Annotated in this window: 14 protein-coding genes; 3 read left to right on the top strand and 11 right to left on the bottom strand. The window is 45.1% G+C overall.

The genetic code is table 11. From position 1 onward, the window contains the following. Positions 1–10: 10 nt before the first annotated feature. From M0Q51_10650 to M0Q51_10640, 3 genes are all read left to right on the top strand, one after another. Complete coding sequence (locus tag M0Q51_10650) at positions 11–1,606, top strand: C69 family dipeptidase (GenBank protein MCK9400435.1); 1,596 nt, start codon at positions 11–13, stop codon at positions 1,604–1,606. An 82-nt stretch (positions 1,607–1,688) separates the two neighbouring features. Further along, positions 1,689–3,278 (top strand): AbgT family transporter, encoded by a 1,590-nt coding sequence (locus M0Q51_10645; GenBank protein MCK9400434.1) that lies wholly within the window; start codon positions 1,689–1,691, stop codon positions 3,276–3,278. 202 nt (positions 3,279–3,480) lie between these two features. Beyond that, the gene (locus tag M0Q51_10640; GenBank protein ID MCK9400433.1) at positions 3,481–3,945 is read left to right on the top strand and encodes a methylated-DNA--[protein]-cysteine S-methyltransferase; all 465 of its coding nucleotides are present in this window, start codon (positions 3,481–3,483) and stop codon (positions 3,943–3,945) included. Here M0Q51_10640 and M0Q51_10635 read toward each other — a convergent pair whose 3' ends face one another. From M0Q51_10635 to M0Q51_10585, 11 genes are all read right to left on the bottom strand, one after another. Beyond that, on the bottom strand, positions 3,946–5,736 hold the full coding sequence (locus M0Q51_10635) for a M14 family metallopeptidase (protein MCK9400432.1): 1,791 nt from the start codon (positions 5,734–5,736) through the stop codon (positions 3,946–3,948). 103 nt (positions 5,737–5,839) lie between these two features. Beyond that, complete coding sequence (locus M0Q51_10630; protein MCK9400431.1) at positions 5,840–6,883, bottom strand: 6-phosphofructokinase; 1,044 nt, start codon at positions 6,881–6,883, stop codon at positions 5,840–5,842. A 214-nt stretch (positions 6,884–7,097) separates the two neighbouring features. Beyond that, positions 7,098–7,385: a DUF1330 domain-containing protein gene (locus M0Q51_10625; GenBank protein ID MCK9400430.1), complete on the bottom strand. Its 288-nt coding sequence runs from the start codon at positions 7,383–7,385 to the stop codon at positions 7,098–7,100. Between the two features lie 18 nt (positions 7,386–7,403). Then, positions 7,404–7,778, bottom strand: a complete 375-nt coding sequence (locus M0Q51_10620; protein MCK9400429.1) for a DHCW motif cupin fold protein — start codon at positions 7,776–7,778, stop codon at positions 7,404–7,406. 129 nt (positions 7,779–7,907) lie between these two features. Beyond that, the gene (locus M0Q51_10615; GenBank protein MCK9400428.1) at positions 7,908–8,207 is read right to left on the bottom strand and encodes a type II toxin-antitoxin system RelE/ParE family toxin; all 300 of its coding nucleotides are present in this window, start codon (positions 8,205–8,207) and stop codon (positions 7,908–7,910) included. Continuing rightward, positions 8,189–8,425, bottom strand: a complete 237-nt coding sequence (locus M0Q51_10610; GenBank protein MCK9400427.1) for a hypothetical protein — start codon at positions 8,423–8,425, stop codon at positions 8,189–8,191. The genes M0Q51_10615 and M0Q51_10610 overlap by 19 nt, the downstream gene beginning before the upstream one ends. Before the next feature lie 46 nt (positions 8,426–8,471). Further along, positions 8,472–11,312 carry an N-6 DNA methylase gene (locus M0Q51_10605; GenBank protein ID MCK9400426.1) on the bottom strand — a complete coding sequence of 947 codons (2,841 nt, stop codon included), beginning with the start codon at positions 11,310–11,312 and terminating at the stop codon, positions 8,472–8,474. Positions 11,313–11,441: 129 nt separating this feature from the next. Further along, positions 11,442–12,020, bottom strand: coding sequence for a cysteine hydrolase (locus M0Q51_10600; GenBank protein ID MCK9400425.1), 579 nt, complete (start codon positions 12,018–12,020; stop codon positions 11,442–11,444). Between the two features lie 302 nt (positions 12,021–12,322). Beyond that, positions 12,323–13,813, bottom strand: coding sequence for a glycosyltransferase family 39 protein (locus M0Q51_10595; GenBank protein MCK9400424.1), 1,491 nt, complete (start codon positions 13,811–13,813; stop codon positions 12,323–12,325). Positions 13,814–13,846: 33 nt separating this feature from the next. Then, positions 13,847–14,215: a translation initiation factor gene (locus M0Q51_10590; GenBank protein MCK9400423.1), complete on the bottom strand. Its 369-nt coding sequence runs from the start codon at positions 14,213–14,215 to the stop codon at positions 13,847–13,849. A gap of 10 nt (positions 14,216–14,225) precedes the next feature. Continuing rightward, on the bottom strand, positions 14,226–14,486 hold the full coding sequence (locus M0Q51_10585; GenBank protein MCK9400422.1) for a zinc ribbon domain-containing protein: 261 nt from the start codon (positions 14,484–14,486) through the stop codon (positions 14,226–14,228). Positions 14,487–14,496: the final 10 nt, after the last annotated feature.

Below are 14,496 nucleotides of genomic sequence, written 5' to 3'. Positions count from 1 at the left end.
TCCTCTAAATATGAAAAAAATAAATGTATTCTTCTTCGCCCTCTTCTGTATATGGACCTCACAGGTGATCTCACAGGTCGATCAAACCGACTGGGTCGGCACTGAACCCGACGGCTGCACATCAATTACCTGCGGAAGGCTGGCAACCATTGACGGCTCCGTCATCACTTCCCATACCGACGACAGCCACCGGACGCGTTCCTCGATATTCATCCAACCGGCAAAAGATTACGCTCCCGGCACCATGTGTGACATCACCAAACGTGTGCCATGCGATACCTTTGCCATGCCATTGTACGTTTACAATAAAACAGGGGAGATACCGCAGGTGAGCCATACCCATGCTTACGTGAACTCAGCCTACCCTTGCATCAACGAGCACCAGCTTGCCATCGGCGAATCTACCTTTGGCGGCAGGGAACAATTGCAATCAGACAAGGGACTGATCGATTGCACCATGCTTTGCCAGCTCATGATCGAACGCTGCACCACAGCCCAGGAAGCGATCAAACTGGCCGGTGAACTGACGGCAAAATATGGCTATAATGATGCAGGCGAATGCCTGACAATCGCCGATAAGAAAGAAGTCTGGAACTTCGAGATACTGGGTTCGGGAAAAGGACAGATCGGTTCGGTCTGGGTAGCCCAGCGGGTGCCTGACGACCATGTTGCAATTAACGCAAACGCCAGCCGTATCCGGAAGATCAACCTGAAAGATAAGGCTAACTTCCTGGCTTCGGAGAATGTCTTCCAGGTTGCTCTCGACTCAGGCTGGTGCAACTCGAAAGAGGATTTTGAATTCTGCTATGCCTACGCCCCTGAAAGCCGCACTTCTTTTGCATCGCGCCGCAGGGAATGGCGTGTGCTCGACCTGATTGCCCCATCACTGAAACTGGACCCCAATGCGGAAAACTTTCCTTTCTCCGTAAAACCTGATAAACCTGTTGCCCTGGAAAAACTGGTTTCGATCTTCAAAGATTATTACGAAGGAACTCCGTTCGATATGACCAAAGATATGATCGTCACTGATGATAACGGAAAATCAGTGATCTCGCCACTGGCCAATCCGCACATGCCTTACGATGCGAACAAGCTGTTCAAGATCAACGGCGGCTGGGGCTGGCTGGGAGAAAGGACGATCGCCCGCTGGTACACCATGTATGCCACCATCATCCAGTGCCGTGACTTCCTGCCCGACCCCATCGGCGGGGTGGTCTGGCTGGCGATGGATAATGTTTCCACTTCGGTTTACATCCCGGTTTACTGCGGTGTGACCGACCTGCCGGAACCATATAAGATTGATGGACGCATCGAAGGCTTCAGCAATAAATCGGCCTGGTGGGCCTTCAACCGCCTTGGCACACTGACGGCCCAGCGCTGGGGCGATATGCGCCGCGATGTGGATGCCATCTGGAACCCCATCCAGCAGGAACTGTTTGATTCACAAAAAACCTTCGAACAACAAGCAGTTCAGATGTACAAGCAGGATACGGATAAGGGAAAAGCTTTCCTGACCGGTTATACAGGGCAATGGGGAAGCTATGTGATCGATAAGGCCTGGAAACTGGGGGATTATCTTTGGACGAAGTATGATGAGAAGTTCTAGGATGGTCATTAAGTAGTTATTAGGTGGTCATTTATGAACTTAATAACTTCAACTTTTAATTTTGCACATTGAATTTTGCACTATGAAAATGAAGTTTCCCCATACTTATGTGATAATTTTTTCATTGATCATTTTAGCAGCTGTGCTCACGTGGTTGCTGCCGGGTGGTGATTATGCCGAAGGGATGAAAATAGTAGATGGAAAAGAAGTCAGCCAGCTCGTTTTCCATCCTTTGGAAAGCCAGCCGCAGACTTGGCAGATATTTGGTGCCCTTTATAAGGGATTCACACGCCAGGCCGGGATTATCGTCTTTATCCTGATGATTGGCGGGGCATTCTGGATAATGAACAGCACCAAAGCGCTTGATGCCGGGATCATGTCATTTATCAGGTTTACAAGAAAATTGGAGCACCTGCGGTTTTTCAAGTCAATTGGAGTGGATAATGTTGTGATCGTGCTGATTATGCTGATGTTCAGTTTATTCGGGGCTATTTTCGGGATGAGTGAAGAAACGATCGCTTTTGTGATCATTTTAGTACCACTGGCTATTTCTATGGGATACGATTCCATCGTAGGCGTATCCATGTGCTATTTAGGGGCTCATCTTGGTTTTGCCGGGGCCATGCTAAACCCGTTTACGATCGGGATAGCGCAGGGGATCGCTGGATTGCCCCTGTTTTCCGGGCTTGAGTATCGCTTTTTCTGCTGGATCATTATCAATATCGTGGGAATAGGGTTTGTACTGCTTTACGCAAGGAAAATTAAAAAGACACCGCAACGCTCCCCGGTATTTGCGGTAGACGCGCATTGGAGGGAAAGGAACGCTGACCAGGATGATCACATCGAATTCCATACCCCTTCAGCCGCCTGGATTTCGTTTGGATTAACGCTTTTCGCACTTATCTTATTTTCAGTCGCTTATCCCATATCAGAGGTCAAGGTCGGCAACGCTGAACCGGCGAGGTTCCCTGCCATTCCCATCGCAACCGCATTGTTTGCCATCACGAGTATCCTGGCCCTGCGCAAGACGGTCCATTATTACATCCTGAATATCCTGTTATTTACGATTATCTTCCTGATTATCGGTGTAATGGGATATGGTTGGTATATCATGGAAATCGCGGCACTTTTCTTCGCCATGGGTATCGCTTCCGGACTTTCGATGGGTTATGGCGGCAACCGCCAGGTGAGCCTGTTTCTTGACGGGGCCAGGGACATTGTTTCTGCCGCCTTGGTCGTAGGCCTTGCAGGAGGGATTATCGTGATCCTGGAAGATGGCAGGGTGATTGATACCATTCTCTTCAGGTTAGCTTCAACGCTGCACCAGGTGGGCCAGATACAGGCTGTGAGCACCATGTACGTGATCCAGACCATCATTAACTTTGTTATTCCTTCCGGATCTGCCAAAGCAGCCCTGACCATGCCCATTATGGCACCATTTTCTGATCTGATCCATCTTTCGCGCCAGGCCACTGTCATGGCTTTCCAGTTCGGCGACGGGTTCACTAATATGATCACCCCGACCTCAGGCGTGCTAATAGGAGCGCTGGGTGTAGCCCGCATCCCATATGATAAATGGCTGAAATGGGTGTGGCCGCTGATCCTGATCTTGTTTATTCTGGGGATTATCCTATTGATCCCGACCGTGACGATGAAGCTGAACGGGTTTTAATCTGATGATGATTAAAAGTTGTCACGCAAAGTCACGCAAAGAAGACGCAAAGGTACGTAAAGGAATTTTTTCTTCGTGGTTCTTCGTGTCTTCTTCGTGTAAGAAGATTCCTTTATTTCTAATGTGTAATCCTATTGTGTCCTGATGTATTGTGGTAATATTAAGTTTATTTTTATGCGAAAATATTGGATTTATTAAAAGAATGAAATCTTATTATAAGTCACCCATAGGATGGGTAAGAATTATTAGCAATGAAAACAGGATAACTTCATTGGTATTTGTAGATAATATTGAGGATGAAGAGGATGGGCGGGGTGAAATGGCATCTCAATGTTTTATTCAACTTGATGAATACTTCAATTATAAACGGGAAATATTTGACCTGGAACTCGACTTGAAAGGCACCGGATTCCAGAAAAAAGTCTGGGAAGAACTGCTGAAAATCCCTTTTGGGAAAACTATTACCTACAAAGAATTGGCGTTAAAGCTTGGCAATTTAAAAGCTATCCGGGCGGTTGCTGCAGCCAATGGAGCCAACCCGGTGAGTGTCATTGTGCCATGCCACAGGGTTATAGGTTCAGACGGTTCCCTGACGGGTTATGCAGGTGGATTATGGCGGAAAAGATGGCTCCTGGAGCATGAAAGCAAAGAACTTTTGCTGTTATAATTATTTTATATTTTGCAATACTTTTTCGAGGATAATTCTGTCTAAAATCCTCCCAACCGGATACACATTCCTTTTTTTGTCCATATAAGGCGATCTGAAGAAGAACCATTCCAGCTGTGCCCATTGGTTCTGAGTGGCTTCCGGATTTGATGCCTTCCATTTCTCAAACTCTGCTTTCAACCCCGGATTATCTGTGATCATTTTCCGGGCATATTCCTCCATGACATAAGTCTCGAAGTATTCCTTCATCTCGAAGATGGCATTGAAAAATCCCCACTGCAGGTAAGAATCGGGGGAAGCCGGTTCCAGCATATGGGCAATTACCCTTGCGGTGCGTTGGTTTGTTGGAATGACGACAGATCCGGCAGGATAATCTCTTTCTTCCGTAATAGTATCGAATGTCGGAGTGACCTGGAGCCGTCCTTCAAAAGAAGACTTCCCGTATTCTATCTTGGTGAAATAATATGATTCCACACCGATCTTTACCGGATTATCCAGAACGGAATAACGGATGCCGTGCAGGGCTAATTTTTCAATGACTTCGCTCCATTCGGGCGGGATGATATAGGCTTCCGGGATCCTGACAAATGCGGAAGGGACCTGCTGATTGAAATAAGGCACTTTGAATGTCAAAGGCCTGTCGGGATGGTATCTGAACCAATTTCCGCCCGTGAGGTCGCTGTTTTCTATTTCGTATTCCACACCGTGGAAATCAACCATAATGCTGTCTTTGCCGGTGGTGAAGTTTACAGAGAGAGGTTGTTGGCGGAATACGGCTGAAGCGGCATTTAAGTCTGCCAGCTGGCTGAGTTCTATGATCCCGGCGGCCTGTTCATTCAGAAATCCGCTGAGAAAATGCAGCAGTTCATAGGTGCTGCTGACGCGGGTTTTATAATCTTTCAGGGAATGGTTTTCGACCAGCAGCCCGATGCGGTTCTGTGCGGCGGTGTAGCCCTGTGAGAACCTGGGTCCAGCCACACTGCTCCGCAGCCCGCTGCGGGGATCGTGCCAGCGGCGGAACATGATGTAGGGAAACATGGGATAGCCTGCAGCATCCATGGATTGTTCCATGGCCGGGATCAGTTGCTCATTCGTCCATTTGGTCAGACCTTCGTCCATATTACCAATAGTCTCCAGCCCGTACGTGGAAACATACTGGAAATCGGCGCCGTCGGTGACGTGGATATCGGTGAAAAAGTCAGGGAGCCACTGCTGGTAAAGCTTCAGCCATGCCTGCATTTCAGGTGAATCAGCCTTCAGGAAATCGCGGTTCAGGTTAAGGTTTTGTGCCGTGGTGCGCCAGCCCATCTCCTCCGGGCCGTCCTGGTTGATCCGGTTATAAGGGCCAAAGCGCTCATGCCCGTCGACATTAAATATCGGGATGAACAGGATAGTCAGGTTTTCCGGCATGTTTCCAAAAAGCTGGCGGATAGCCAGATCGCGGAAGAACATGAGCCCTGCGTCTTTGCCGTCAATTTCGCCTGGATGGATTCCAGCCTGGACGAGAAGGACAAGTTTACCGGACCGCCTGGCTGATGCAGGATCAAACCGGCCTTCACCATCAATAATTAGCAAAGGAAGTTTTCTTCCCTGCGGACTGGTGCCGAAGGTCGTGTATTGGATAAACGGCGAAGCCTGGTCGAGTTGCTTGCAATAGGCTACCGTTTCGTCGTACGAAGGAGTTGCCTTGTAACCGGACTGCTCATAATAAGTTATCAGGGTGGTGTCCTGGGCAGTGGAATACACTGCCTCGAATAGAATTATTAAAAGAAGTAATTTTCGGAATATCATATTGCAAATTGAGTTTAATGTTCTATGTTGTATGTGGTATTTTATAAGTTGTTTGTAAATAAAATCCTTATAAAATACACCATACCACATTTAAAATATAAAATTACACAATCTCCTGTCCGCAAAACTTATCCCCGAAGCAAATCCCCATCTTTCTACCTTTACTGATCAACGGGAAATCAGCCGGCACCAGGCGTGTTTTATCGCCTACGTCTTTCAAAGGCACCGAAGTCATTTCTCCGCCTTTTTGAGCTACCATATGCCCGAATTTGCCTTTCGCTATCAACTCCACGGCATGAGCGCCGAAACGGGTGGCCAGGATTCGGTCGTTCGGCGACGGGCTGCCCCCGCGCTGGATATACCCGAGGATCGTTTCCCGTGTTTCCAGCCCGGTGATCTTTTCAATATTTTGGGCGATGTAGGTGGCGGCTTTATCTTTTTTTGGCTTATCAATCCCTTCGGCAACCACAACAATGGAGTAAGGCTTTTTGGCCCTGGCGCGCCTGACCAGGTAATCCGCAACAATGTCCATATCGTACCTGATCTCGGGTAAAAGGATCACATCACCCCCACCGGCAATGCCAGCATACAAGGTAAGCCAGCCGGCATTATGCCCCATCAGTTCGATAACCATGATCCTTTTGTGCGAGTTTGCGGTCGTATGCAGCCGGTCGATGGCGTCTGTCGCAATGCCAAGTGCAGAGTCAAAACCGAATGTGATCTCGGTGCCCCAGACGTCATTATCAATGGTTTTGGGCAGGCCAATGATATTCAGGCCTTCATCGACAAGCATAGCCGCTGTTCGTTGTGTGCCATTACCGCCGATGCAAACCAGCGCGTCGAGACCCAACTCCTTGTAATGCTTTTTGATCAGTTTTGGCTTGTTGATCTGATCCTGGCTGCTGTCTTTATCCTTTTTAAATGGCTTTTCACGCGAAGTGCCCAGGATGGTGCCACCAAGGGTCAGTATGCCCGAAAGCTGCTGCTCGGTAAGCTCCTGGTATTCCTCATTGATCAGGCCGAGGAAGCCGTCGGAAATGCCGATCACCTGCATCCCGTATTCGACTATGGCAGTTTTGCCAACGCCACGAATGGCGGCGTTGATGCCGGGACAATCGCCTCCGGAACTCAGGATGCCGATGGTCATGGATTTTTTCTTCGTTTTCATGATTGATATCGGTGATAGGATGTTTTTAAAAATTAAGATGGTTGTTTTAGATATACGCTGATAATTCTGCGCAAATCTGCGTGTTAATCTGCGAAGATCTGCGAAAAACATCTTTCAAAGATAAGAACTAATTGCAAAGGGCTTAGGGTGAAGAGCCGAAACCTTCAGGTTGGAAACCCTGTTGTCTGAAAAGTTATACTCCCTCAATCAAAACCATTTTTGTTGTAGCAGTTCTCTGGCGAATGGCTTTAGCTTTGGCATAAATATCCGAATTCCACCATTCCCTGGCGAGGTCCGCGTCAGGAAACTCTAAAACCACTATTCTTTCCGGTTGCCAGTCGCCTTCCAGTGTTTCTGTCTTTCCTCCCCTGACGATAAACCTTCCGTTAAAAGGCTTAAGTGAGGGAAGAGAAAGCTTTTTGTATTCTTCATATTCCTTTGGATTATGAACCGCAATCTCTACAATAACGTAAGCTGACATAACAGAAGTGTTTTAAAGTTATTTCGTATCATTTTCAATTTCCGGTTTAAGGAAATCCCCATCAATGATCAATAGTTTCACGCCATTTACAGTGACTGAACGATGGGAGCTCAATTCATCTGAAACCACATAGGTCATTCCTGTAGTCAGGTTAAATTTTGCGCCATCATGCATTTCGCTTATAAATTCCCCAACCAGACAATGGACAATGTGGCCTTTTTGACACCAATGGTCTGCAAGGTATCCTTTTGAGTATTCCACGAGTCTGATCCTTAATCCTGGCAATTGTAAGGTCTGCCAATATGCGGTCCCGCTTTCGCCTTTGTGCGCGGTTTTGGGAATGTCAGTCCAGTCAATGGTTTGGAACGGGAAATTATTTTTGATTGCTTTCATGCTTCAAATTTAGTCAGATTATTAAATAAATTAAAGAGCGACGCCGGATATGAAGTCGCATACACCAATTCATTATTCCGGCGCTCCGCATGCACGGTCGCATGAAGGATTAACAGAAGTAGGATTCTTCTATTTAATTATTTTACCGGCAAAATCCTGCCTGCAGTCCCAAATGGTATGGATTACAATTGTATCTTCAGTTATTTCGTAATAGACTATATAATTTTCTATTATTAATCCACGGATGGAATCATCTGTTGTTTTTAATCCCAAATCAGGGTATTTCTGAAGGAGTTTAACCTCTTTTGAAATTAATCTATAAAGCTTGATAGAATAAGATTTACTCTTATTTCTTTCGATATAAAATTTAAGGATAGCATAAAGCCTGTCCTTGGCTCGCGTTGACCAGATTATATTGCGTTTAGCCACTGCTTTACTTCTTTATCAAGAACATCATTTTCAATGAACAATCCTTGTTCTATTTCTTTTTTTGACGCGATAATTTCATCAAGTTGGGACTGAGTCAATTGGATAATACCGGTCTCAGTTTTAGAGTCAAGAATTGTCTTTAATGCTTTGAGAAAAGAAACATCGTTAATTTCGGATATCCTGTGGATCAATATGGTCTTTAATTCAATCGCTGTCATGATCTTGAATGTATTTTACAAAGATAAGAAATCCCAGGGATCTTTCTTACCCCTTCCCCTCAATCACCCCAATCTCCTCCTCACTCGACCCATAAAGCTCATACACCAACCCATCTATCTTCTTTTCGGAATGGTCAATGGACCGCTGGATCTGCTGGCGCTGGGTTTCGAGAGTAGTTGTTTGCAATTGCTCATTTAGTTTTATCAAGCTGTTTACAAGATTTACAATTTGGTCATGAATTTCTTTCTCTTTGGAAATATTGATGTCAATCTGGTATATGGGAAATTTTTCCACAAACTGCTTTCGATATCGCAAATATCCACCCCTAATGTGAGCTATTGAAAATTTCAAATGAAAATACTTGTTTAGAAGAGTAGAATTAAGTAAACCTAAAATGAATTTAAGTGAGTACTTTTTATGTTCGTTTTCCAAATAAAGGAAATAGATTGTTTTCAAGCACAAATAACCTTCATCATCATAAATTCCATTAAATTTTAATCCAATATCACGAAAAAGAATTTTAGGCTGTTTGAATACTTGAATAGGCTTCGATTCGGGTATCTTATCTTTATCATACTCTACCAAATACCCGCCCCATTTAAAATTGTAAGCTCCACTAATATCTTTACCAATTAAATATTTTTCATTAGCACTTTTACTTTGTCTCAGATCACTAGAAGGTGGTCGAAATCCTCTTGTAATCTCAGTTATTTCTCCTAAAGGTAAAGTGTTCTTTTCCATTTTTTTAATCCAATAATTTCCGGCAGTTGTAAAATCAAAAATATAATCGTCCTTATAAAAATCTTTTTGCTGTACAACTTCAAAATTAGTCTCACTTGTAAGAATATTACTATAGAAAATTGCATTGTTCTTACGTGCTATTTCACTTTCCTCCTTTTTAAAAATTAAAACATATGGATATGCAGCTACAGTTCCAAACACTTGGTCATAAGAAACATCAATTGCTTGTTCAATTGCAGTATGATCCAACAAGTATTGACGTACTTTTTTACCATAATCAGCTATTAAAAATTTATTTGAAACAATATAACCTAAAAGTCCATTATTTTTAAGTATTTCAATTCCTCTTTCAAGGAATAAAACATAGATATCGTATTGTTTATAAGCAGATTGAAATCTATTTCCAAAGTAACCTTTCTGTTCCGATGGAAGAAACTCGCTTCTCACATAAGGCGGGTTCCCAATCACCACATCAAACCCCGCCTTCGCTGAAACTTCGGCGGACGCGCAACCCCGCTTAAAGATTTCCGGAAAACCGAGCTGCCAGTCAAAGGCATTGATCTTCTTCATCTGTTCCGAAAACAAATCCAGTTGGTTGTCGTAAAAATCAGGCCCGATCAGCGAGTTGCCGCATTTGATGTTCTGGCTCAGGTTGGGCAGGACTCTCTCGTGAAACAACTGCAATTGCTGGCTGATGGAAGCCTGGGTTTCTCCTTCGAGGGCTTTGAGCAACAAATTCAGCTTGGTTACTTTCACAGCCTGCGGATCAATGTCCACGCCGTAAATATTGTTGAGTAAAATGCGTTTCTTTTCAGCAGTGGTGAGATTTCCATCCGGAGATAAAACCTCCCCTCTCCTCCCAGGAGAGGGGCCGGGGGTGAGGTAATATTTCAGGTGCCAGATGAGCAGATATTGGTAGGCGCCTATCAGGAAAGACCCGGAACCACAGGCAGGATCGCATATCTTGATGCTTTCAACCTCTTTGGGTGTTTTACCTTCAATGAGCTTTCCCACCGTGTTTTCTACGATATAGTCCACCACGTATTTAGGTGTGTAATAAACACCGCCGGCTTTTCTTACTTCCGGCTTCTCTTCAATCTTTGCGTGATGAGCTTCAGTTAAACGAATCGTCTTACCCAGGAACCGTTCATAAACACTGCCCAGAATATCGGCAGGCATCACGGAGAACTCGTATTCGCATTTGGGGTAATACAACTCGCCGATAATGGTTTTCAGCACCTTGTTATCTATGCTCAGGCCTTGCGTGATATGATCTTCCTTAAAATCAAACAGCCCTGAATTGTACTTTTCATTCGCTATGCGAAAGAGGGCGAACAAATTCAGATAAACATCTCCTTTTTCGGCAGCTTTTTTCAGCAGGCCGTATTGCTCGACGCCTCTGTCTTCGCACATCCGCAGAAAAATGATCCGGTCGATGGTCTTCTGGACGGCATAGTTCAGTTCATCAACGGAAACGGATTTATTTCTCAGGGCAATGCTGGTGGCCAGGTAAGTGCGCCATTCTTCTATGGATTTTAGGAATGCGTCGTCAACCGTCGTCGTGCCTTTTTTGCTGGTGTCGCTTAGCACATACTTGTCAAACCGGCCCTTCGGAAGGTTCTCTTTGGCGAAGATGTCCCAGAGAAAATCAAACTCATCAAGGTACTGGTCGTAAGTAATGTATTTTATGCGTGAAACAGAAACTTTGTCGGTCGGGTTGGGCTTTTTGGTGCAGTCGTATATGGCAAATTCCTCAAAATCGGTAATCACAGAAACCGGAACTTTTGCGCTCCAGCCATAGCGCCTGACCTGGTAAGCGGGGCCAATGTCGTCTTTGATGTTAATATTCGGTTTTTTGGCATCGACAAAAAATTTCCGTTGTCCATAAAGGGTAAAAGCATAATCCGGAGCTTTTGTAGCGCCTCCGACTTTGACCTTGTCCTCATGAATAACCTCCCGGTATGCTTCAGCCAAGCCTTGTTCATTATCCATATCCCACCCGAGCGCCTTGAAAAACGGGTTGATGTAATCCACCCTTGTCTGATGCTCGTTGTAGCTGACCCTTTTGTATTCGTCAATATGCTCACTGAACCGCTCAACGAGTTGTTTTACTTTTTCAAAGGCCTGTTCTTTGGTGATATTCATTTTAGAAAAGATAAAAATGAAAATAAGCAGTGTATACGAGTGATGGCGTGAGCTTCATTAGGTTTACCCCCTAGCTCAGGTATCGCCCCAGACATTGATCGTGGTGCGGAACATGTCGAGGATACGGGATTATTTTGAAATGCCTAACTCTTTTATAATTGTATTTGTATCAGTCACAAAAGCGAATCCGAAGGCAAGATTAAGCAAACTGGCCAAATGCATTTCCTCGTTGACAGATCCCGTGCCATCCGCGGGGAAGAAAACCCTGTAGTCTCTGTAATAAGCGTCCCGGGCGGTGGATTCGCAGCATAAATTGGTCATAATGCCGGAAATTACAAGATCTTCAACCTTCAGGCACCGGAGCACTATTTCCAGATCGGTGTTATAGAATGATGAGTAGCGATGTTTGAAAATTATCTTCTCATCAGGAAGTGGTGCGATATCCTCATGTACTTTGCTTTCCACACTTCCTTCAATGCACATCCCATCCCACCACCAGTCCATAATGCCGGCATCAATATGGCCGGGATGATGGACATGGCAGGTATAGATTACCGGTCGGCCGGCTTCCCGAAAGGCCATGATCAGCTTTTTCACAGTCGGAAGAATAGCCAATCCCCCACAGGTAAAAGTTGGAGAAGCAGGATCCAGGAAGAACTTTTGCATATCTACGATGAGAAGTGCTGATTTCTCCTTGTTTAATTGCATCCGGTGTTGATTCACGGGCCTGATTTTTTTAAGCCACAATTGTGTTTTTTCTATTAGAGAATTTGAAGTTATATATGGTTCCATGGTAAAATCTCCTTTGTTTTTGAATTTATGTTAAATAGCAGGCAAAAATGCCGGATGGTATTTGAAGCGTAAAAGTAGGTGATATTTATACAAATATCACACCGGGCTGGCGCCACACGAAGCCTTACTTATTAGCGGCAGATTGCTATCTAATTTCAATACTTATCAGTTTAGGTTGTATTGTTGGTTTCCCGTTTACTTTCGTTGGTGCCCATGCTTTACCGGAATTTCCGATAGGTAATGCCATCAAGATGATTTGATTCTCCGGGCAGGCTGCCATCGTCGTTGATCATGATCCTGTATCCTTTTGCCTGCAAATCCAGGATGGTTGCCAGGTCCGGGATGCCTTGGTAAACAGTGAACCCTGTATAAAACATTGCCTCCACCGGTCTATGGTAATTGAATAAGATGGTTTTGGGATCAGTTTCCGTGAGGTTTAACGCCCTGAGCTCTTTCACCCATTCAGGGTTCTTTTCTCTTTTGTCGAATGGTTTGGCTCTTTCTATGGAGTACCTGACAGGAAGAGCAATAAACAGTATTAACAGAAGATTGATGAGCACCGGGAACCTGATCCTCTTTCTCCAGGCGGCCAACTGGTACCAGAACTCAGCGGTGATGATGAAAAGGACAGGCGAAGTAAACAATAGATAACCCTGCATTTTGGTTTTAATGGCTGAAAAGAAAATAAGTGGGATGAAGAACCAAAGCCCAAGGGCCCATTTTTTCAAATCATATGGCCTCTTTTTCCAGGTCCACAAAAACCAGGCAAGGGGCAGGAAAATAAGTTCTCCATAATTGATCATGATCTTACGGAGGAAATAGGAAAACGGTTCATTGTGACCTTCCAACGCCTCAGTGATATGCCGGAGATTGAACGATGATTCCCAGGCCGCTTCAACGGGATATGCCCGGTAAATGTAGACTTGCCAGGGCATAAAAGTGAGACATGTAATAAAGATCAACAATAAAAACTGGATGATGATGGTTTTAACGGGAAACTTCCCGGAGTCCGCCACCATGAGTAACCAGACAGGTAGAATAATCAATGCCGGCAGCCATTTCGAAAGGATGGCACATCCGAGGCTAACTCCTGCCAGGATTGTGAAGATAGTCCCTTGTCTCTGTATATAGAGAATTATAAAGACAACGGAAAGCTCCACGAAGAAGAGGAAAGCTATGTCGATGTGATCGGTAGGGAGTCTTCCCCCTGTAAGTTCAAGGATCAGCCCGTTAATGGCGTAAAAGAGTGCTGCCAGGTAGCCGGTTTTGCGGTTAAAAAAATAGCTTCCCAGGATGAAAGTCAGCCAGATGCCCAGGGTGGTCATCAGCACAGAAGGGAGCCTGAGGGCAATTTCATTCACCCCGAAAAGCCTCATGCTCCCCGCCATCAACCATAGAGGCACCGGCTGCTTGTGCAGCCAGACATGGTTAGCATACCATTGCCTGTGATCGAAAGGCATGACAGGCTTATCATACAACGTAGGGACCATCGGGTGATTAATCATGTTTTTAGCTACAAGGGCATGATATCTTTCGTCCCATGCATGCAAGTAAAGATCCGAGGAGGTATAGAGCCTGAGTGCAAACCCGCAAATAACCAGTAGTACAACAGCAGCTTTGAAATGCTGCCTGGTTTGTAATTTCCATGAAAAATAGAAACCAATAAGGCAAAAGAGAACTGTGAATATGCCGAAGATCTGGTTGGTCATCTTTTTTAGTAACAAGGGTTGGAAACCCTGTTTTTACCCTCCCGATTTCTTCACTTTATACTTCTCTGTTAGCAGATATTCGATGACCCGCTGTACAAAATCCCCCTGGATGATGATCTCCCCGTCCTTTGCCGAACCGCCCACTCCAAATCTGGATTTCAGCTTTTTCGACAGCTCTTTCAGGTCTTCCTCATTTCCAATAAAGCCTTTTATCAGTGTGACCGATTTGCCTTTCCGCTGCTTACGGTCAAGTCTGACCAGCAGGTTTTGCTGCTGTGGGGGCAGGGTATCCGGCTCTTCACCTTTTCCTTTATCAAAAATAAAATCGGGGTTGGTCGAATAAACGATCCCCAGTCGGTCTTTCCAGTCTTTTGCCTGTTTGGGTTGATGTTTGCCGGGCATAGTGAAATTGTTAATTTTTCCACCGCTCCAGGCGTGGAATATTCGAAGTAAAGAAACCGGTCAGAAACCCGGGGAATCCCATCTCTTTCAATTTCCCTTTAACACGGATTCTCATTTCACCCACTGTCATATCGGGCGAAGTAAAAGCCCCAAGCTTATAACAATGGCTGCAAAACATCAGGTTTTTCGTACCGTCGGCATTGGTGCCGCCGCCGGCAGCATCCCTTTTCATTGGCATGCCGCAGCTCTGGCAATTTTTGTATGGTTTCATGGTGGAATTG

The sequence above is a fragment of the Bacteroidales bacterium genome, from assembly GCA_023229505.1.
Taxonomy (GTDB): Bacteria; Bacteroidota; Bacteroidia; order Bacteroidales; family JAGOPY01; genus JAGOPY01.
This window is presented reverse-complemented; position numbering and strand designations above follow the sequence as displayed.